Source organism: Zooshikella sp. RANM57 (genome assembly GCF_050749885.1).
Classification (GTDB): domain Bacteria; phylum Pseudomonadota; class Gammaproteobacteria; order Pseudomonadales; family Zooshikellaceae; genus Zooshikella.
In genome coordinates, this window is the sequence record NZ_JBOIUB010000006.1 from 173,121 (window position 1) to 194,562 (window position 21,442).

18 protein-coding genes are annotated in these 21,442 nt (G+C 41.3%); 13 read left to right on the top strand and 5 right to left on the bottom strand.

What is annotated here, in order from left to right; genetic code table 11:
• Positions 1-214: 214 nt before the first annotated feature.
• Positions 215-1,819, top strand: a complete 1,605-nt coding sequence (locus tag ACQ96U_RS14225; RefSeq protein ID WP_431721933.1) for a hypothetical protein — start codon at positions 215-217, stop codon at positions 1,817-1,819.
• 11 nt (positions 1,820-1,830) lie between these two features.
• The gene (locus tag ACQ96U_RS14230) at positions 1,831-2,802 is read left to right on the top strand and encodes a hypothetical protein (protein WP_431721934.1); all 972 of its coding nucleotides are present in this window, start codon (positions 1,831-1,833) and stop codon (positions 2,800-2,802) included.
• A gap of 192 nt (positions 2,803-2,994) precedes the next feature.
• Here ACQ96U_RS14230 and ACQ96U_RS14235 read toward each other — a convergent pair whose 3' ends face one another.
• The 4 genes from ACQ96U_RS14235 to ACQ96U_RS14250 all read right to left on the bottom strand — a co-directional run bounded on the left by ACQ96U_RS14235 (position 2,995) and on the right by ACQ96U_RS14250 (position 7,095).
• On the bottom strand, positions 2,995-3,429 hold the full coding sequence (locus tag ACQ96U_RS14235) for a carbon storage regulator (protein ID WP_431721935.1): 435 nt from the start codon (positions 3,427-3,429) through the stop codon (positions 2,995-2,997).
• Positions 3,430-4,114: 685 nt separating this feature from the next.
• Positions 4,115-4,849, bottom strand: a complete 735-nt coding sequence (locus ACQ96U_RS14240; protein WP_431721936.1) for a hypothetical protein — start codon at positions 4,847-4,849, stop codon at positions 4,115-4,117.
• Between the two features lie 421 nt (positions 4,850-5,270).
• Entirely contained in the window at positions 5,271-6,320 is a 1,050-nt protein-coding gene (locus tag ACQ96U_RS14245; protein WP_431721937.1) for a DUF2333 family protein, read from the bottom strand.
• 58 nt (positions 6,321-6,378) lie between these two features.
• The gene (locus ACQ96U_RS14250; protein ID WP_431721938.1) at positions 6,379-7,095 is read right to left on the bottom strand and encodes a hypothetical protein; all 717 of its coding nucleotides are present in this window, start codon (positions 7,093-7,095) and stop codon (positions 6,379-6,381) included.
• Positions 7,096-7,297: 202 nt separating this feature from the next.
• Between ACQ96U_RS14250 and ACQ96U_RS14255 the strand changes: the two genes are divergently transcribed.
• From ACQ96U_RS14255 to ACQ96U_RS14285, 7 genes are all read left to right on the top strand, one after another.
• Positions 7,298-8,974 (top strand): diguanylate cyclase, encoded by a 1,677-nt coding sequence (locus tag ACQ96U_RS14255; protein ID WP_431721939.1) that lies wholly within the window; start codon positions 7,298-7,300, stop codon positions 8,972-8,974.
• Between the two features lie 188 nt (positions 8,975-9,162).
• A complete protein-coding gene (dsbD, locus tag ACQ96U_RS14260; RefSeq protein ID WP_431721940.1) occupies positions 9,163-11,070 on the top strand; it encodes a protein-disulfide reductase DsbD in 1,908 nt (635 codons plus the stop codon).
• Positions 11,071-11,457: 387 nt separating this feature from the next.
• Entirely contained in the window at positions 11,458-11,910 is a 453-nt protein-coding gene (gene aroQ, locus ACQ96U_RS14265) for a type II 3-dehydroquinate dehydratase (RefSeq protein ID WP_431721941.1), read from the top strand.
• A 27-nt stretch (positions 11,911-11,937) separates the two neighbouring features.
• Positions 11,938-12,417 carry an acetyl-CoA carboxylase biotin carboxyl carrier protein gene (gene accB / locus ACQ96U_RS14270; RefSeq protein ID WP_431721942.1) on the top strand — a complete coding sequence of 160 codons (480 nt, stop codon included), beginning with the start codon at positions 11,938-11,940 and terminating at the stop codon, positions 12,415-12,417.
• Between the two features lie 44 nt (positions 12,418-12,461).
• On the top strand, positions 12,462-13,802 hold the full coding sequence (gene accC / locus ACQ96U_RS14275) for an acetyl-CoA carboxylase biotin carboxylase subunit (protein WP_431721943.1): 1,341 nt from the start codon (positions 12,462-12,464) through the stop codon (positions 13,800-13,802).
• A 148-nt stretch (positions 13,803-13,950) separates the two neighbouring features.
• Positions 13,951-14,841, top strand: a complete 891-nt coding sequence (gene prmA, locus ACQ96U_RS14280) for a 50S ribosomal protein L11 methyltransferase (RefSeq protein WP_431721944.1) — start codon at positions 13,951-13,953, stop codon at positions 14,839-14,841.
• 156 nt (positions 14,842-14,997) lie between these two features.
• Positions 14,998-16,710 (top strand): DUF3426 domain-containing protein, encoded by a 1,713-nt coding sequence (locus tag ACQ96U_RS14285; RefSeq protein ID WP_431721945.1) that lies wholly within the window; start codon positions 14,998-15,000, stop codon positions 16,708-16,710.
• Positions 16,711-16,728: 18 nt separating this feature from the next.
• Here the strand turns inward: ACQ96U_RS14285 and ACQ96U_RS14290 are convergent, their stop codons facing one another.
• Positions 16,729-16,926, bottom strand: a complete 198-nt coding sequence (locus ACQ96U_RS14290; protein ID WP_431721946.1) for a hypothetical protein — start codon at positions 16,924-16,926, stop codon at positions 16,729-16,731.
• Between the two features lie 33 nt (positions 16,927-16,959).
• On the opposite strand from ACQ96U_RS14290, the gene dusB reads away from it, so the two are divergent.
• The 4 genes from dusB to purD all read left to right on the top strand — a co-directional run bounded on the left by dusB (position 16,960) and on the right by purD (position 21,423).
• Positions 16,960-17,949: a tRNA dihydrouridine synthase DusB gene (dusB, locus tag ACQ96U_RS14295; RefSeq protein WP_431721947.1), complete on the top strand. Its 990-nt coding sequence runs from the start codon at positions 16,960-16,962 to the stop codon at positions 17,947-17,949.
• Positions 17,946-18,266, top strand: a complete 321-nt coding sequence (gene fis, locus ACQ96U_RS14300) for a DNA-binding transcriptional regulator Fis (RefSeq protein ID WP_431721948.1) — start codon at positions 17,946-17,948, stop codon at positions 18,264-18,266. Before dusB ends, fis begins: the two co-directional genes overlap by 4 nt.
• 197 nt (positions 18,267-18,463) lie before the next feature.
• Positions 18,464-20,071: a bifunctional phosphoribosylaminoimidazolecarboxamide formyltransferase/IMP cyclohydrolase gene (gene purH, locus ACQ96U_RS14305; RefSeq protein ID WP_431721949.1), complete on the top strand. Its 1,608-nt coding sequence runs from the start codon at positions 18,464-18,466 to the stop codon at positions 20,069-20,071.
• A gap of 53 nt (positions 20,072-20,124) precedes the next feature.
• Complete coding sequence (purD, locus tag ACQ96U_RS14310) at positions 20,125-21,423, top strand: phosphoribosylamine--glycine ligase (protein ID WP_431721950.1); 1,299 nt, start codon at positions 20,125-20,127, stop codon at positions 21,421-21,423.
• The last annotated feature ends 19 nt before the right edge of the window (positions 21,424-21,442 follow it).

Sequence of the window (21,442 nt, forward strand, 5' to 3'; positions counted from 1 at the left end):
CATGCCACATGAAGTTCGTGAATAATTAAGTCAACTCCCATGAATCCTAATGTCACATCTAAACCTAAAATAATTTGGCATGAAGTACAAAGTGGAAACCCAAAAAAGTTGGCATGTCATAATGAGGTCATATAGAAATACACGCTATCCCAAACGGGACATATCCATCACAGTAAACCCCTCATATCAAAGATGTGATAAAGGTCATCCATTTATGGGTCTTCTTGCAAAGCTAACTCTTATCAGCCTCATTAGTTTGAATTTTAGTGCTGCGCTAGCAAATCAAAAACAACTAATCGCTCATTCAAAAACAATGCAGCTCAGGATATATGCCACTGCAGAAGACAATGCAGTATGGTGCGGTGAACAAGTTAATATTCTCCTACAAGGCGAGTCAGCTAAGAGTTTTTCCAACACTACTAAAGTTCAGCAGCTATCTCAACGTTTAGGTATTTTGCTAAATACTAAAAAAGAAGAAAATGACCCTACATTTTGTCCTGCAGTGAATACCGTCATCATCACAGCCAAAAAGCACAATGGTGTTGTAGCTTTTACAGGATTAGCCTCACGTAGCAAGAATTGGCAACTTGAAATGAATACCCAGCCAATTCAAGAAACTTCTCCAAGCCACGAAGTCGTAGATCAGGCATCATCGGAACAATCCAGTTCAGAAAACAGCCTATGGGAACCGCCAAAATACCAAGAAGCATTATCCTACTTTGGTGTAAAAGACTATGAAATAAGCACTAAAGATCAACGCTGTAAAATTCGGATCCCACAGATCCCCACAGGGAAAGACCCCAGACTTCTTTACATTGAATACACTGGTTTAAGCTGTGACAGCAAACGGTTTGTTTATGGATTGGGAAAAGTAACTACTCATCAAACTGATGGCTATATTTTAAACCGGTTAAACGGTAAATTTGCTCATGGATTTCCTATTGATCCCCAGCTCAACCTAGCTCATTCCATTTTTTTACACCGCTTTCAGCTTCAACAACAACAGTATCTCTCCTTTTACCTTGGTAATGCGCCTAAACTTAAAGCACATTTTATTGGCTTACTTACTATGAATAACGGAGTATGGCACTTCAACCAACGAAAAGTTATTGTTGTATCCAGCCCAGAAATGGGTGAGAGTTCTACCCAACGCCAAGGCTTATTTAATGTAGCTGAAGCCTTACTCCGCAAAATAACAAGTAATGTAACTTCGTTTAACCTACTGGCCGTTAATAAGCTCACCTTCCCACTTGAAAATAATGAACACATTATCTTTCAAGTGACGGCAACTAAAGATAGGGATAATTGGCTTGAAGAAAATTTTTCTGAAAAACTGATCTCATCGGATAGCTCCGAACGTAAGCCACTACCTACACCGCAGGAAGGTGCAATTTCTTCATTAATTCGACAAGATACTCAAATGTTACGCAATGCGGATTTTGCAACCAAACTCACTTATCTATTTCCTAAAGCGGATCAATTAGGTAACCCCTTAGAGGCTGCCGCAACATCTTTATTAGAGAAAAAACCTATTCCTGTCTTCAATCTAGTTCATATCGACAGCACTGATACTAATAAATCAACTACAGATTGGCCTTATTTAATGCACATAACTAACCATCCAGCACTAACTAAACCAGGCTGGTACTTATTATGGGCACAAGTTACTGGCAACTCAAAAATAAAAGCGAGTAACCACTTTCTGATTCCACAACTAGAAGTAAAAAAAGTTGCTGCATGTAAACAGGAAAAATGTGCCGAATTTAATGACGTGACTCAGCTAGTTTTAAAACGCTATAACATTGACGAGTGGCAGTAATAGGAGCTGTAATGAATCGCTTTTTAAAAGTTACAGTTATTGCTATTGTAACCCTGAGCCTCATCATTGGTGGCTGGTTCTATCTTCAACTTAGTGCAGAGAAACGCTTGATAGCTCAGCTTGAAAAACTTCAATTACTTGATGATTTTCAATATGATCATGCGTTCTACAATCCACTTACTCAATCAATGACCCTTCTTAACCCAACAATTACATACGAGGTTAAAGGGAAACCTCTCACGATTAATGTTGAATCAGTTTCAACCACATTAGTGACAATTCAAGAGCCAGAAGACTGGTATACAGGTACACTAACAATTGAAGGTTATAATGTAGATTTCATTAATCATTTAAACCTTTTAATTCCTCCCGATCACCCTGCTCGCCCCACACTAAGAGTACTCATTGCAATGGGTTACCAACATCAGCCCATGAACTTAGCTATTGACTGGGAATACACTCCTGAACTTGATAGCGTTGAAATTCATTCACAATTACAAATTGATTCCCTTGGTTCATTAATCTCAGATACAACATTCGACAGGCTTCGCCTCGCTAGAAAAGAACTTCAGCAAATAGGGGTATCAATTTTATCTGGAAATACATCATTACCTTATGACTTAACCAACCAGCGATTAGGTAGCCTACGAGTTCAGCATATTGATTTACAATTCGAAGATCGTGGTTTGTTATCTCGTATTAAGGAATGGCATAAACTTACCTTGCAGTCTACTCCAGATACTGAACCTACATCACTGGTTAACGAAGTTCAAAATAATCAGTGGTTACAAGATCTACAAAGACAAGGGCTCTCTAAGACTGTAGCCCAAGAATGGTTAGATGCTTTTAGTAATTTTGTTGAAACAACCGGTATCTTAAAAGTCAACACACAAATTGAAAGACCCGTAAGCTTAAGAACACTGAGTAAACAGCATTCTTGGCAAAATATCACAACAATGCTTCACCTTTCTGTAGAGTCATAAGTAATATTACACTCATTTAAAAGTAACCAAGAATTTGGATGAGGAGAGTTGTATAAAACTAATCAAATATTAAAGTCAATACAGTTAAAATATAGGAAGTTTAGGGTATAAAAAATTACATCCGTATATTATTTATACCCTATCAAATCTATTATTCACTTACCGCAAAACCTTTATAAAAACAATACTGCGTTATAATGTATTATTATCATTTTCGGATGCATTTAGCATACGTTTCTTCTTTACAATTATTCTTGGTTGAGAGATATTTTTTTCAACCTTATCATAGTTATATTCAGTTTTATCATAATAATTATTATAATTTGACTGCTGATGTAACATATAAGGATGACGTACTGTTTGCCTTGTTGGCGCAGTATTGTTATTACGGGGAGCTTCTACTTTTTTATGCTTGTAGGACTTAACTCGACGGAAATAATCCTTGATATCCTTTTCAATTTCTTCTTTCCCTTCATAAATTTCCAGCCGTTTTACTGGAACCTCATCCGGAGCAAAAATTTTTGTCTTCACATGAACCTTATTTTTATAGTATTCAGGCTCAAACTCAATCCTTATATCATCGCCAATACAAATGGCATGGCCTTTTTTAATCGTCAACTTTAACATGAAAAAATTCTCATACTGCCTGCTAATAGTCCATTAAAATGATGTTCTAACCAAGTTAGTTAGTGGTTCTAAAGTAAACTCTCTATCCCCTAGTAGATGTTCTTAAAAACTACTATTTCCAAAGCTACAGCAACTACATTTTTCGTTTTACATTGATGTAATGTCTTCTTGACGAATCTTGATCAAGGATTTCCTGAAATGAGAAGCTCAATAACGTCCAAACCATGACAATGCATCAGCTGGATGCTCATATCCTAAAAATTTGTTCCTCACCAAATACCGCGCATATCCATTGTGAAGACATAAACATCTGTAAACACTTCAGGATGAAGCGACACCCCTATAAGATTTGCCATTCAGCTCCCACTTATTAGAAGCCTACCCTTCTTCAACTAGGTCAGTGTAATGTTAAAATAACCAAAATAAGCGGTAAGACTACCTTAAAACGGACAACTGAAGAGGCAATACTTCACAATTTAACTATTTGTTATAGGGAAAAATGAACTCAATTAGCGTTACATCGAGTAAAACGGTGTTGAGGGATATAAATACAAAAAAATAACTTGAACGCCATCACATTTACTTATTCCTGATTGAGGACAGGTTATATTATCATTGTTACCCCATCCTCGAAGTGTATCAAGCAAAGTGACTATGGATAAGTCAGTATAAAGTAGAGGTTAGCCTATTGACTTTCACTTTCTGCCTTTGCTTGATCATTACTTTTTTCAATTGTTGCTAAAATATTCTGAAGACCTTTCTCGTCCCCATTAATTAATGCAATAACTAACTTTTCTTTTGGTCGATCGGCACGTGTTACGTAGACATTAATTTCATCAAGTTGACTATCCATATCATATCGCCGTTGATAAGCATTAATATCTCCTCTTCTGTAAATCACAGCATCCTTCAAACCCAGAGATTTTGTAAAAAAAGCCAGTCGATATAAAAGTTTTTCATATTTATCATTTGGTTCTTGATCAGGTTCTTTTTCTGTAAAAGCTATCTCATACTGCCTGATTGGGTGATACTTGGAACCACGTTTAATTACATCATCAGGTATCAATGATTGCTTTGTACTATATGCTCCGGCCTGTTCCCTTATCAGCAGTAAAGTATAGTCTGGATATTTAATCTCAAACTGCTGAAGCGACTTATCATAGTGTTTCTTAATATAATCTTTAGGAATTTTTAGCGAAAATAACTCCATATCAATTTTTTCAGGACCTTCATTGTTTTGTTCTATTTTTTTGTCTCGTACAGGCCAATCTTTTGCCTTAACCTCAATATTACACCATTTATTTCCAGTGCATGATTTCATAATAGGTGGAGGCTCGATTTCTTCAGCTACTGTATTAATTACAGGAAAACTTGCTAGCAAACTTATTGTAAGCCATGTATATGTGTAGTGTTTAAGCATGTGTTTTCAAGCCTGAAAGAAGTTAAAAAATAATACCAAGACTTAGTAAGTATAAAAGTATTCCAATGACTAGTTATCATCGTTGCTCAGTATGTATATTAAAGTACTGAAACTAATCTGTATTGTGTTTTAAACAGACAACACATTAATATACAAGTTTCAATATACCCATAACGAAGATTTTAAGTGGGACTAGTCTGATGTAGCAATGATAGTTGTTTTTAAAGATTATCAGAACCGCTAAATGGTGAAGCATCAGAGCAAGTCAGCTGCAGCAAAACTTGTACGAGGGTTATTTGTGAAGGGTATATGAATCTTTAAATAAACTGACCTGATCAGTTAAAATCAGACCTATAAATAGAGAGAAAGTGAGGTTAGATGCGTGATTTACATCTAACCTGGGGGAGTAAGAAGCTAAATATTAGCCCTTTTGCAGCAAGCTACTAAGCTGAATTAAAGCAGCATTCGCACGGGAAATATAGGATGCCATCACTAGTGAGTGATTGGCTAAAAAGCCAAAACCACTACCATTTAAAATTACAGGACTCCAAATAACTTCTTGTGTTGCTTCTAGTTCACGAATAATCTGCCTCAGGCTAATAACAGCCTTTTTCTTTTCTAAAATATCTGCAAAATCTGTTTCAATTGCACGTAAAAAGTGTATTAAAGCCCAAGCTGTGCCTCTGGCTTCAAAAAATACATTATCAATTTCAAGCCAAGGTGTTTTCACCTCCAGCAGCTCTTTTTTGTATGTTGATTGCTTTGCTCCTGGCTCTCCTTCTAAGTCAGTATTCAGTCTATCCTTACCAACACTTGCACTCAGTCTTTGAGATAAGCTTCCTAAACGTGTCTCCACATCAGCTAACCAGTCTCTCAAGTTATCTGCTCGCGCATAAAACTGTGCATTCTGGTCTTTTGAATCTGCCAACCGCTGAAGATAAGCATCAAGCTTTTTAAGTCCTTTTTTATATTCCTTTTCTGAAGATGGCAGCATAAAGCTACGATGATCAAATGAAAATTGAGGCTCAGCAATGGCCAGGTCCTTGTCTTCAACAGACTGCGATTGAGAACGACTGAATGATTTACGCATAGCTCTAGATAAATCACGAACTTGTACTAACACACCAAATTCCCAGCTTGGCATGTTATCCATCATCACACTAGGAGGCATCACGTCATTTGACAGAAAGCCTCCTGGTTTATTTAAAAGGGTTTCAATAACATGTTTAAGGGTATAGGTTGTGACATACCCAGTAACAACTTGATTACCTTGTTGTTCTGCATAGTTTTTTGCAGCAATATCAACATCAAATAAATCTGGCTCAGAGTTCCAGATAAAACCCAAAATCAAAATAGGCAAGACTAGCACTACACCAATAATCGCAACGATTTTACCTAAGCGTCCTTTGCCAAATAACCTCAGCTTTTCACAAGCAGTGAAAAATGCATCCTTTATGCTGTCAAGTACCATAATCACTCTCTAATTTAGTAATAGGTTTTCAGAATTATACTGCGTTCAATTTACTTTACTAATCATCACTGGAAGACAGTTTAATCTGAACTTTAGATCGTTTACCCGCCTGCTGTTGTACAATAAATTGCTGCTCATCTGCATTAATTGCTAACTGCTTGAGAATCCACTGACTATCGGCATCAGTGGGGCTTACCAAAAGTACCTCTTGTACATTGTTTGCAAGATATTTTCTTATAGACTCCAAGTGATGAACAATAACGGGTGAGCGGGCCTGTAGCAGATCAGTATCCAGGAAAAACTGCAATTTTTCTTTTGACTGCAGTGACATAATTTCATTTTCAAGGTTCTGCAGTGATTTATGATTTTCATCAACTGACTGCGCCCTTAATAATAAAATTTGTGCTTTCGCAAGCCTCTTTTTCTCTACTGCATAACGAATCATATTTTTGTAACGTTTTACAATGCGCTCTATTCCAAGTTGTGCTTCAATATTGTCCGGTTGCTGTGTAAGAACCTCTTGGTAGTAATTTAAAGCATTGTCTGTTTTTGGGGTTGTCAGTCTCCGTTCTTTAAAAGCATCTTCAGCCTCCAGCAATAACCAAGCTATACGGGACTGCATACGTTTGTGTTGAATATCATTCTGAACCATTTCCTGAACAGATTGTGAATCATTAGCGGGAAGTGTCTGGTGGTGACAACCTGCTATACCCCAAGCTAGAAACAGTCCCACCAAAATATGGATCACATAACGATGTTTATGAATTTTCTCCATTAACACGCCTTTTATCATAACAGTGGCTTTTGGGCAGTAATTGAGGTTAGAGTAACATAATGCATGTGCGACCAGTTGAGTCAATCCATCTTATAACCTATAACTATCAAGACAAAGCAGTAAAAAGCTTCACTCGCTTGTTAAGCTAAACTCGCACATGGTGATCAAATGATGTCATTTAATATGGGCTGTCCGTTGTATCATGACCGAGCAAATTTCTAAAGAATCAATACAAAAGTCTACTGCTCGACTAAAGGATCATTTTGCTCAACGCGTTACCAACAGAGCACGCCAAGTTATTGAATGTTGGCACCGGATAAATGTCGACCACTGGACTAAACAGTGGTTAGAGGAATTTAATCGAGCAAACGAAAAACTTCTAAAGTATGCCAAGCGATTTGATCAAGAGAAGCATGCTCACATCGCAGAACAGATCTCAGACATTCTACAAAATTTTGACAGTAACAGTATCCCCAACAGTGATACAATTCGTAAACTCAATAACCTAATCTCAACATTAAGTCATACAGCCCTTCGTAAAGGCGACTCTAACGCCAAACCTACATCAATCCCGTCAACAAAGCCTGTTTATATTGGTCTGAACCACCCTAGTCTTGCAGGAAAACTATTGAAGCAAATGGATTACTTTGGTATTCGAGCCAAAGCTTTTTTTGCTCCTAGAGACTTTTTGAACGCATATCATGCTCGGCACCCAGCAGTTATTGTCATGGATGTCGACTTTGGCCGTCAGCGTCATGCAGGTATTGACTTGATTAAAAAGATTCAGGCTGAACGTGATACCCCTTTTCCCGTATTGTTTTACAGTCACGATATTGATGACATTCGAACGCGATTAGAAGCAACTCGTGCTTTTGGTTGTGAGTTCTATACCCGAGGACTTGAAATAGGCCATATTATTGACCGTATTGAGCAATTAACCCGTGTTGTCGTACAAGACCCCTATCGCGTCCTTATTGTTGATGATTCAAAAGCACAAGCTTATTTCACGCAAAACACATTGAACAAGGCAGGCATTATCACAGAGGTCATCACTAAACCGCTTGAGGTCCTTGATGCCTTAGAAAAGTTTGATGCTGACTTAATGATTCTTGATATGTATATGCCTGAGTGTAATGGCATGGAGTTAGCGAAAGTCATCCGCCAGCAAGAAAAGTACGTCAGCATTCCCATTATTTATCTTTCCGCAGAAGCGGATGTAGACAAACAACTTATTGCCATGAGTGAAGGTGGAGATGACTTTTTAACTAAACCAATAAAGCCACATCACTTAATATCTACTGTTAGAAATCGTGGAGAGCGAGCCAGGGCGTTACTTTCAAGAATGATACGCGATAGTTTAACCGGCCTATATAATCACACTTACACATTGCAACAGTTACAAAATGAAATTCTTCGCTCAGAAGAAAACCAAACACCACTGGCCTTTGCCATGATTGACATTGACCACTTCAAGAGTGTGAATGACACCTTTGGTCATCCCATGGGCGACCGAGTGATCAAAAGCTTAGCGTTATTTCTTAAGCAACGCTTGCGAAAAACAGATACGGTAGGACGTTATGGTGGTGAAGAGTTTGCTGTGATTTTACCCAATACCCAACAAGAAAATGCTACAGCACTGCTGGATGATATTCGCGCACACTTTGCTCAACTACGCCAACCTGCCCACCCTGAAGACCTACAAGTTACATTTAGCTGTGGTGTCGCAATGCTCACTGAAGATAATAGTGAAATGCTATCCTCCCAAGCAGACCAAGCACTTTATGACGCTAAACATGCTGGTCGAAATTGTGTCCGTGTGTATACACCTCCTGAAGAGAAAGGATCACCATCAAACAAACCTATGGCTTCAGCCTCATAGTAGCCTGCAAGTTTTTTGGCTGACTCACGGTCTGTAATCATAATAACGAGTCATTAACTCATTAGCATCCCACCAATACTGTAAAGCATTTACATACGCGTTTATGTTAATCTATATGGCATCAGGAACTCAGCAAAAGGCCGAAAGTCAAAACCTCAAACATTTATGGTGACGGAACCCAATAACCAATGAAAAAAAGCCCTCCCTTCCTGCAACTTACTTTTTTACTACTCTTATTAGGATTTTTGAGTCCTCTAACACACAGTGAAGGCTTATTTGACCGCTCACCTTCTAGCAGTTCATTTAATACAACCGAAGACAGTGAGTTTCTTCCTGTTGAGGAAGCGTTTCAAATTCAGGGCTATGTTGATGGCCAAACAGCTTATTTAACGTTTAAGGTCACTCCAGAACATTACCTTTACAAAGGTAGATTTCGCTTTACGATTCAAGACGAAGACATTAGTTATACGGCTCCGATTATGCCAACAGGAAAGGTTAAGTTTGACCCTTTCCAACAAAAAGAAGTAGAAATTTTTGAGCATGATGTCACTATCAAGCTTCCCTTGAACCAGCAAACAGACTTACTTTCTTTAGCTGCTACATTTCAAGGATGCGCCCAAAAAGGACTGTGCTACCCTCCCCATACTGAAAACTTGGCACTAACCCCTCAACCGCCAACGGGCAATCCCTCAGTCTCTACCTCAACAGGTCAGCCCCAAACAAATACAGCATCCTCCCAAACGATACCCAGCCCCCGTATCATCCCTGCTTCTGCAACTCCCATTGTTACCAGTACAACTCTTGAATCGAAATACACTGAACTATTAAGTTCTGGTAATTGGTTGTGGATTATCCTCATGTTTGCTGTCGCAGGTTTGGGTCTTAGCTTCACCCCCTGTGTTTTTCCTATGATGCCTATACTTTCAAGCATTATTGTTGGTGAACATCAGCGTGGTCAGCTATCTCAACGCAAATCCATTACCCTAAGTGTATGTTTTGTACTTGGTATGGCCGTGACTTACACGGTTGTTGGCTCTCTTATGGGTTCACTGGGTGCAGACTACAACCTACAAGCGCAGTTTCAGTCACCCTGGCTACTCATTCCTTTTGCCCTGTTGTTCGTTTTCCTCGCACTGGCTATGTTTGGCTTTTATGAACTCCAGTTACCTCAGATTGTAAGAGATAGACTTGATCGAGTTATGAGTAAACAGCAGGGAGGTAGCTATCTCAGCGCAGGTGTTATGGGGATATTCTCAAGCTTACTGGTATCCCCTTGCGTCTCAGCGCCCCTCATAGGCATATTGTTATTTATCTCACAAACGGGTGATGCCACTTTAGGCGCCATCAGCTTATTCAGTTTAAGCATAGGCATGGGTATCCCTCTACTGCTTATTGGCGCAGGAGGTGCCAAATTATTACCCAAAGCAGGTAACTGGATGAATGCGGTTAAGTCTGTTTTTGGTGTGCTATTGCTGGGTGTCGCCATATGGCTCATCGAAAGATTAATCCCTGGCCCACTCACACTCATGTTGTGGGCAGCTTTATTAATCTGCTGTGCTATTTACCTTGGCGCCCTCAACTTTACAGCTAAAACCCAGTGGAGTGCCTTATACCAAGGATTAGGCATTATCTTACTCATTTATGGATCAACACTGATTATTGGAGCAGCTCAAGGCAACCATGATCCCCTAAGGCCTCTAGCAACTGCATCCAAAAAGCTAGCTAATCAACGCACAAATTTTACAACCGTAACATCAACCCAACAGCTCACTAACGCCATTACTCAGGCCAGCATCCAAAAGAAACCGATTTTAGTCGATATCTACGCCGACTGGTGTATTTCCTGTAAAGTTATTGAACGAGATGTGTTAACCAAACCAGAAGTAAACGCTTTACTAAACCAATTTATGCTGGTCAAAGCTGATATTACTGACAACACAGCAGACCATAGCTCACTATTAAAACAATACGGTCTGTTTGGTCCTCCAGCCCTGCTTTTTTTTGATCAACAGGGTAATGAACTCTCCGCTCTTCGCTTACAAGGTGACATTACAGCCCAATCTTTAGAAGATCGTCTAAATTCAATGCTCAATTGACGACAATTCAGGTTAAGTTCTGCAGAAAGTAAACAACAGCGGCTAACGTGTAGTTATTTATTAACTATCTTGCAGGAAAATATATAAACTGGCATTCATCATGGCGGTAACGTGCAGTAACAGACGATAACTGGACAGTTCTTTTTCTTTCAGGCAGAATCTGCGCCTTATCATTATCGTCAACACGTTCGTTGTAAGTCTGAACAGTTAAACATCAACTGTCACTAAACATGTAATGACACGTTCTTGTGTAACTATAGATCAAGAATGCTGGCTAACGATACTAGTCTGCTTTCGAGGGCTTACACACTCACGCAAAAGTAAAAATTCTAAACCCCTCAGTTTACTTCTTCTGGGGACAACCAAGATAATTTGGGGGCTCTCTCTATGGCAACCATTCTTGTTCTCCATGGACCTAACCTTAATTTGCTGGGTAAAAGAGAACCCACAATTTATGGGTCAACGACACTTGACGATATAAACCAGACATTAACAACACTTGCTTTGGAGCATGGCCACCACCTACAGGCAATGCAAAGTAATGCAGAGTATGAGTTGATTGACCGTATTCATGATGCCGCTAATGAAGGTATTCATTTCATCATCATTAATCCTGCGGCATTTACGCATACGAGTGTGGCATTACGCGATGCATTATTAGGGGTCAGTATTCCATTTATAGAAATTCACCTATCCAATGTTTACCAAAGAGAGCATTTTCGACAACAGTCTTACTTTTCTGACGTTGCGAAAGGGGTGATATGTGGATTAGGTGCACAAGGTTATGAGCTGGCGTTGCTTGCTGCTATACGCCACATAGAAAACCTTGCACTAGACTAAATTGCTAGCTTGAAGAGAGCACAAACTATGGATATTAGAAAAGTCAAAAAACTCATTGAGTTGCTGGAAGAATCCGGTATCGACGAACTGGAAATAAAAGAGGGTGAAGAGTCTGTACGGATTAGCCGTCATTCTAACCCAATACCTGTAGCACCTGCTTATGCAGCAGCACACTTACAGCCAACAATGCCAATGACAACTGCCTCTACTGGGGCTATGCCTGCAGCAGAAGCTAAACCTGCTGAAGACAAGCCTGAGAAACCAGTGTTCAATGGCCATACCGTTCACTCTCCCATGGTTGGTACATTTTATCGTGCACCATCACCAAGCTCCCCAGCTTTTGTAGAGGTTGGTCAGCATGTCAAAGTAGGTGATGTGTTGTGTATTGTTGAAGCTATGAAAATGATGAACCAAATAGAGGCCGATAAGACTGGTACCGTTGAAGCTATTTTGGTTGAAAATGGCCAGCCTGTTGAATTTGATCAACCTCTGGTGACAATCGTCTAAGCGCTTAATGCTTTCAACACAACTAACAACGCAGGATCAACATCATGTTGGAAAAAGTGCTGATTGCCAACCGTGGTGAAATTGCACTACGGATTCTGCGCGCCTGTAAAGAACTCGGCATTAAAACCGTCGCAGTTCACTCAAAGGCCGACGAATCCTTAATGCATGTTCGACTAGCTGATGAAACAGTATGTATCGGCCCCAATAACCCCACCGATAGCTACTTGAACATCCCCGCTATCATCAGTGCCGCAGAGGTTACTGATGCAGTTGCCATTCACCCTGGCTATGGATTTTTGGCAGAAAATGCAGATTTTGCCGAACAAGTTGAGAAGAGTGGCTTTAAGTTTATTGGCCCTACGGCTGATGTCATTCGTTTAATGGGTGACAAAGTATCAGCTATTCAAGCGATGCAAAAAGCCGGTGTACCGACTGTTCCCGGCTCAAATGGTCCACTCACAGAAGACAAAGAACGTACTGTGCAGATCGCCCGTGAAATTGGCTATCCTGTTATTGTTAAAGCCTCGGGTGGTGGTGGTGGCCGTGGTATGCGCGTGGTCCACAGTGAAGCCCACTTACTGAATGCTGTCAGTGTGACTCAGTCTGAAGCACTGGCTGCTTTTGGCAATGGCATGGTGTACTTAGAAAAGTACTTAGAAAGACCACGCCATGTTGAAATCCAGGTATTAGCCGATGGCCAAGGCAACGCTATACATCTGGGAGATAGAGACTGCTCACTACAGCGACGCCATCAAAAAGTAATTGAGGAAGCTCCAGCGCCAGGTATTCCTGACGATTTACGTAACGATATTGCTATGCGCTGTGTAAAAGCCTGTGTTGATATTGGCTATCGTGGTGCAGGCACCTTTGAGTTTCTCTACCAGGATGGAAGCTTCTACTTTATTGAAATGAATACGCGAGTTCAGGTAGAGCATCCCGTTTCAGAGATTGTCACTGGCGTTGATATTGTTAAAGAACAGCTCAAAATCGCCAGTGGAGAGCCTCTATCCTTTCGTCAGGAGGATATCACCATTAGTGGCCATGCTATTGAATGTCGCATTAATGCTGAAGATCCAAAAACATTTATGCCTTCACCAGGTCCCGTGAAGCATTTTCATGCACCTGGCGGCTATGGAATTCGGGTTGATTCACATCTTTACACTGGTTACACGGTACCCCCTTATTACGACTCACTGATTGCCAAGCTTATTGCTTATGGTGGAGATCGTGAAGAAGCCATCAAGAGAATGCGAAATGCATTAGATGAACTGGTGGTTCATGGCATACGTACCAACACCCCCTTACATATGGAGCTATTGCGCGATAGCAACTTTGCTGCTGGTGGTGTCAATATTCACTACCTTGAGCAAAAGCTATCCCGTTAAATGGATAAATCTACCCCCTCAACACAAAGAAAAGGGTAGATAGTTAAAACTGGAATGGCAGGCTATCAGCCTGTTGTTCCTTCCTCTTTACTTACCATAAAATTATCCTTACCCTGCCCGGCAAAATCACAAATTAAAGGTTGCTCGTATGTCTTGGGTTCAAATAAAGCTAGAAGTTAACCCGAAAATGGTTGACGAACTTGAAGACCAATTACTGGCACTTGGTGCTTGTTCAGTCACTTATGAAGATGCCCATGACCAACCTGTGTATGAGCCTGAACTAGGCACTACGCCTTTATGGGAAAAAACAGTTCTTATTGGTCTTTTTACAGCAAATACGCCAATGGAACTCGTAACAGCTAGTTTAGAAAATTTCTTTTCTCCTGAACCCATGCCCCAACACCGAGTAGAAATTGTTGAAGATAAGGATTGGGAAAGAGAATGGATGGGACAATATCACCCCATGCAGTTTGGTCAGCGTTTATGGATTTGTCCCAGTTGGCTAGAGCCTCCACAACCAGATGCCGTCAATCTCCGGCTTGATCCAGGTCTCGCATTTGGTACGGGGACACACCCAACAACAGCAATGTGCTTATCCTGGTTAGACTCACAAAACCTTAGCCAGTTAGATGTCATCGATTATGGCTGTGGCTCCGGAATTTTAGCTATCGCATCATTATTGCTTGGAGCAAAGCAAGCCATTGCAGTTGATAATGATCCACAGGCATTGCAAGCCACGGCAGATAACGCTCAACGTAATAATATCAACCCTGAGCAGCTACACATTTATCTTCCAAATGACTTTCCTAATACGACAACCGATGTATTAGTGGCTAATATTTTAGCAAAACCATTAATTGATTTGGCACCAAAACTTGCACCACTTGTCAAAACCAATGGTTTAATTGCGTTATCTGGTATTTTAATGGAACAAGCGGATCAAGTTATTGCAGCCTATGCGCCTTGGTTTACGCTGGAGTATTTCAAAACCCAGGAAGGTTGGGTTTGTCTGGCTGGACGAAAAGCTGCCACACGTTAATAGGTATAATCTTGTTAGACTGTTAAATAAGCAGGTTCCACAGAGCTTTAAAAACATCTAACTTAAAGTATACCGTGGCTGAATTATATTTTTTTACTCCTTTAAGCAAGACATTTTTTAAATTTCGACGATCTGTGGTTAGGGCTACATGCATCTATGGTGAGTACTTGGGTAACCCGCTGTCCCCAGTGCGGAACCTCTTTCCGCCTTACAAAAAGTCAACTGAATGCTGCGAATGGCTCAGTACGCTGCGGCTCTTGCATGCATGTATTTTTAGCCACTAACTACCTTATTCCAGACAATCAGACGACACTTGCAGGGTATTCAGAAAAGTCTTCCGCTCCTAATACTCGATTTGATCAGGGCTTACAACGCGCCTTTGATGTTGAAGATGATTTATTAGAGTTGGAAGAACCTGCAACTGAACAAACTGGAGAGGCTTCTCCTCCTGATACCCCTACTTCACCAACCTTAGGTGAAGACTCATTCCATGAAGTAGATGAGTCTTGGGCCCTTGCTTTATTAGCTGAATTGGAGCAAGAAGAAGAGCTAGAAGAAGCGCGTGTTAAAAAGTCTCAAGAAAAAAATAATACTCGCCCTTCGTTCTCACCTAAACAAATAGTACAACCCGCTGATGCGACGAATAATGATTCACCACAAGCATCGGCTATTACATCAACAGCTAAATTTCAGTCGTCTTTTCAGCCAACCCAGCAAGAAGATCAAAGCGAAAAAATATCGCCTAAGCCAGTGTTAGCCTCTAGCACAGAACTAACAACTGAAACTAAGCCTGAAACAGTTAAGCCTTTACCAGCATCATCAACCAGTGAAGGACAAAAGCAAGCAGAGGCTGAGCCTAGCAACCCTCAAATATCATCTATCTCAGCAGATACAATTTCTACAACAACAGCGACGAGTGAAGCTCCAGCAAATATAGCCAATCCCAAACCAAACTCAGCCGAAGTACTTAATGTACCTGATACAAGGCAACAGGAGCAGGTTGACTCAGACGCCAGTACTACTCAACCTGAAGATCAAACAGCTTCTGCTCCAACGATTAAATGGGTTAACACCTTCAGCAAAACACTCTCTCCCCAGGCTGAGAGCAAACCTGATGATACTGAGTACACTAGCACTCAACCCATTACATCATTACCTACTGCTGAGCCAAAAGAGAAAGCTGAACACTCTACAGAACAACAACCAGCAAAACCTAAACATGGCAAGCCAGTAAAACGTCCAAAGACATTATTGCCCGAGGAAGAAGACGAGCCTGTTATTGAGGATATTGAGCAACCTACAGCGACAGAAACAGACGCAGAAAACTCTTTTCTACTGAATGAACTAGCATCAGATCCTTTAGAACTTGTACTGCCTGAAAAGCGTAACTGGTGGAAGATCTCAGCCTGGACCATTGCGAATTTAATTTTGGTTGCAGGACTTATCGTGCAGTATGGCTGGTTTAAATTTGATACGCTGGCACAGGATGAAAGCTACCGACCTTATTATGCTAAAGCCTGCCAATATGTGGGATGTCAGCTACCCACTCGAATAGATATTAATAAAATTAAAGGTAACGAGCTTTTAGTTAGAAGCCACCCACGTTACCCAAATGCATTATTAATTGACGCTATCATTTTCAATCAGGCAAACTTTGCCCAGCCTTTCCCCACAATTAAGCTCACCTTCTCTGATATTAATGACAATGTCATCGCATCTCGAGGGTTTAAACCTGTAGACTATCTTGCAGGAGAGTTAGCTGGGTCAAAAGAAATGCCCGCACGTGTGCCTATTCACTTATCTTTTGAAATTGTGGACCCAGGTCCTAATGCTGTTAACTACCATATGACGTTTTTACAGCGTAAATAACCCTGAATTCTCTTGATATTAATCCATATCAATAAGTCCAGGCTGTTGCACAAGTGCTCTCAATTTAACCAGTTTTTTAGTGAATTTTGCTTTATAAGAAAAACACAACAGAGTATGATAGCGACCCCCCACGTTATCGGTGGTATCCTGAACAGCAACTGTAGTTGTCGAAACTTTAACCAAATCTAGTTTCTCGACCATGTGAAGTGTATTCACCAGTTTCACCCATTGTTGAGATTGGTAAGGCCCGTGTTTCAAATTGGTTCTTATAAAATATCCGTACCTGTTATTCTTGCCCCAATGGCAGGAGTAACTGATCGACCCTTTCGCCAATTATGCAAGCAATTAGGGGCAGGGCTTGTCGTCTCTGAAATGGTGACAGCTAACACACAACTATGGAACAGTCGAAAATCCAGGCTACGACTTGATCATCAAGGGGAAGCTGAACCCCGAGCAGTTCAAATTGCCGGAGGTGATCCTGAAATGATGGCTAACGCAGCCCGACTTAATCAGGATACCGGTGCTCAAATCATTGATATCAACATGGGGTGTCCAGCCAAAAAAGTCTGTAATAAAGCGGCCGGATCAGCATTACTAAAGGATGAAGTATTAGTTCGCGATATTCTTACTGCTGTCGTCAAGTCAGTTGATGTGCCTGTTACATTAAAAATTCGAACTGGCTGGAGTCCAGAGCATCGTAATGGGGTAACAATTGCCAAAATCGCTGAAGATTGTGGAGTTCAAGCTTTGGCCATTCATGGTCGAACAAAAGCTTGTGGCTACAAAGGTGAAGCAGAATACGATACCATCGCGACCATCAAACAGTCTGTAAGTATTCCTGTGTTTGCCAACGGTGACATTTGCTCACCGGAAAAAGCAAAAGCCGTACTAGAGTATACCGGAGCTGATGCAGTAATGATTGGTCGTGCAGCTCAAGGACGACCCTGGATTTTCCAGGAAATTTCTCATTACCTGCAAACAGGCTCACTCTTAGCACCGCCGAGTCTACATGACGTTGCAGCAATATTGCTTAATCATCTGAACCACCTATATACGTTCTATGGCGACTATATGGGCATACGTATTGCACGCAAGCATGTAGGTTGGTATCTGAGGGCGCATGCAAGTGGCAATAAGTTCCGCCAGCATTTTAACCAGCTGGAAACCACAGCCGCTCAGCGCGCAAGCGTTCAGGAGTACTTTGAACGTTTACTTAATGGAGAGGACATTGCGGCATGACTGCATCTGAAATTATAATGAAAGAACACAATTCCGCGACTGATAACACGCTTCTGCGCCAGCATTTAACCAGTCCGGTTGAGCAACAGTCGCAGACACTGCGGGATAGCGTGGAAAAATCCCTGGCTAATTATTTTTCCCATCTGGACGGCCAGGACGTAACTGATGTATATCAGATGGTGTTATCAGAAGTTGAAGCACCGCTACTGGAAGTGGTCATGGCCCACGTAAAAGGTAACCAAACCAAAGCATCTGCTATTTTGGGTCTAAACCGAGGGACACTTCGTAAAAAGTTAAAACAGTATGGACTGCTGTGATAACAGCTAACGACAAAAGGCGGATAACAATCCGCCTTTTTTGTTTCCGTAAATAATATTAAGAAGCAGCCAGTATTATGCACCCTCATTCAACAGTTTGGTTTATCTAACGTCCATCAGCGTTTAATAAATAGCCTAAGCTTGCTGAATGAATTCATTTGTGGTCATTGATTGAAAACCAATTTAGGGCGCTTGCTATGGCAAATAATCTCCAATCCAAGCCAGTTCAGTGTGCACTGATTAGTGTATCGGATAAAACAGGTATCGTAGAGTTTGCTCAACAACTTCAACAGCGAGGTGTTCACATCCTATCAACAGGAGGCACTTTTCGCTTGTTGCAAGAACAGGGGATTCAAGTTCAGGAAGTGGCTGATTACACTGGATTTCCAGAAATAATGAATGGCCGGGTTAAAACATTACATCCCAAAATACATGGTGGTATTCTCGCTCGCCGTGGTGTTGATGATGAAACCATGAACCAACATGCTATAACCGCCATCGACTTAGTGGTTGTCAACCTGTATCCCTTCCAGAAAACGATTGCCCAGCCAGATTGTGACTATCAAACAGCCATTGAAAACATTGATATTGGTGGCCCAACAATGGTGCGTGCAGCGGCCAAAAATCATCAAGATGTCACGGTAGTTGTCAACCCAGAGGCTTATTCATCTATTATTGAAGCCTTGGATGATCAGCAAGGCATTCCATATACAATGCGCCAAACGCTGGCTTTACACGCATTTCAACACACATCGACCTATGACCAGGCTATAGCAAACTATTTAAGTGATGCCATAACAACGCCTAATAAAACACAACAAATTAGTGATAAATTTCCTGACAGTTTGAGTATAACTTTTTCAAAAAACTTTGACTTACGTTATGGAGAAAACCCTCATCAAAAAGCCGCTTTTTATAAAGAAGTAAGCAACTGTAGTACAACACCTGAACCATCACTGGCAACAGCTTCACAGCTTCAAGGTAAGGCACTTTCCTATAATAATATTGCAGATGCGGATGCCGCTCTCGCTTGTGTAAAAGGCTTTCAGGAGCCTGCATGCGTCATTGTCAAACATGCTAATCCTTGTGGGGTGGCTATTGCGGATACATTGTTGAATGCTTATCAGCGTGCTTATGCCACTGACCCAACCTCTGCATTTGGTGGCATCATCGCCTTCAACCACGAAGTAGATCAGAATGTCATTGATGCTATTCTGGCTCAACAGTTTGTCGAAGTTATTATTGCGCCTTCATTTACCCAGACAGCAACAGAAGCTTTAAGTAAAAAACCAAATATTCGTGCCCTCAGTTGTGGTATGTGGTCCTCTACCCCTTCTCCCTACTTGCATTATCAGCGTGTTGAAGGTGGTCTTTTGGTACAAGATGCCGATCTTAGTGTGATAGCACAACCCAGCATAACCTGCGTAACTGACCGCCAACCAACCCCACAAGAAATGCAAGACCTGCTCTTTGCATGGCAAGTGGTGAAATATGTGAAATCTAATGCCATCGTTTATGTTCAAGACCAGCAAACGATTGGTATTGGTGCAGGACAAATGAGCCGTGTCTACAGTGCTAAAATTGCAGGCATCAAAGCGGCTGATGAAAACCTTGTAGTAACAGGCTCTGTTATGGCTTCAGATGCATTCTTTCCATTTAGAGATGGTATTGATGCAGCCGCTGCTGCTGGAATCACAGCGGTTATCCAACCTGGAGGTTCTATGCGTGATGCAGAAGTGATCGCTGCAGCCAATGAGGCAGGTATTGCCATGGTATTTACAGGTATCAGACATTTTCGTCACTGACACTAACGCACACCAAAATAGAGTAACCAACGAACCATAAAAGGGCCGGTTTAATGAAAGTTTTAATTGTTGGAAACGGTGGTCGCGAACACGCCTTGGCCTGGAAAGTAGCACAGTCTAGCCACATTAGTCAGGTTTTCGTTGCTCCAGGCAATGCAGGAACCCATTTAGAATCAAAAACCAAGAATATCCCGCTTGATCCTTTAGATATAAATGGCTTGGTATCGTTTGCAGAAACTGAAGCCATTGACCTGACCATTGTTGGACCAGAAGCGCCTTTAGTCGCAGGTATTGTTGATGCTTTCCAGGCTGCTAGTTTAAAGTGTTTTGGTCCAGTCCAAGCAGCAGCACAGCTTGAAGGTTCAAAAACATTTGCGAAAGATTTTTTAGCACGCCATAAAATCCCCACCGCCCATTACCAGAGTTTTTCAGACATTCCACCTGCGATTAACTACATAAAGCAGCATGGTGCACCTATCGTTGTAAAAGCGGATGGCCTTGCTGCAGGGAAAGGTGTTGTTTTAGCCGAAACCGAAACTGAAGCCATTGCTGCAGTGGAAGATATGCTGGCAGGAAATGTATTTGGTGATGCAGGTCATCGCGTTGTTATAGAAGAGTTTTTAACAGGAGAGGAAGCCAGCTTCATCGTGATGGTTGATGGTGAACATATTTTACCTATGGCCACCTCTCAGGATCATAAAGCCCGTGATAATGGTGATAAAGGTCCTAATACTGGCGGCATGGGTGCCTACTCTCCAGCACCAGTAGTCACCCCCTCTATCTATCAACGTATTATGGATGAAGTCATGCTGCCCACTGTGGCAGGCATGAAAGCAGAGGGGATACCCTACACAGGCTTCTTGTATGCTGGAGTTATGATAACTGCTGATGGTACTCCAAAAGTGCTTGAGTTTAATTGCCGTTTTGGTGATCCAGAAACTCAGCCTATTATGATGCGTTTACAGTCTGATTTAGCACAACTTTGTCTGAAAGCACTCAGTAGTGAACTCAACACCTGTAGTATTGAGTGGGACCCACGCGCGGCAATAGGTGTCGTGCTCAGCGCTGGAGGCTATCCTCTTGAATACCGTAAAGGCGATATCATTTCTGGGTTAGAGACACCAGCGCTACACTCCAGTACGGATGTAAAAGTGTTTCATGCTGGCACCAAGACAAAAAACCAGTCTGTCGTAACTAACGGTGGTCGTGTGCTATGTGTAACAGCCTTAGGTGATACTGTCACTGCCGCACAGTCAGCAGCCTATATTGCTGTTAACCATATTCACTGGTCTGATATTTATTATCGAACAGATATAGGACATCGTGCTATCTCAAGGGAAAAGAACGACTAATCACAAGGAATAACACTAA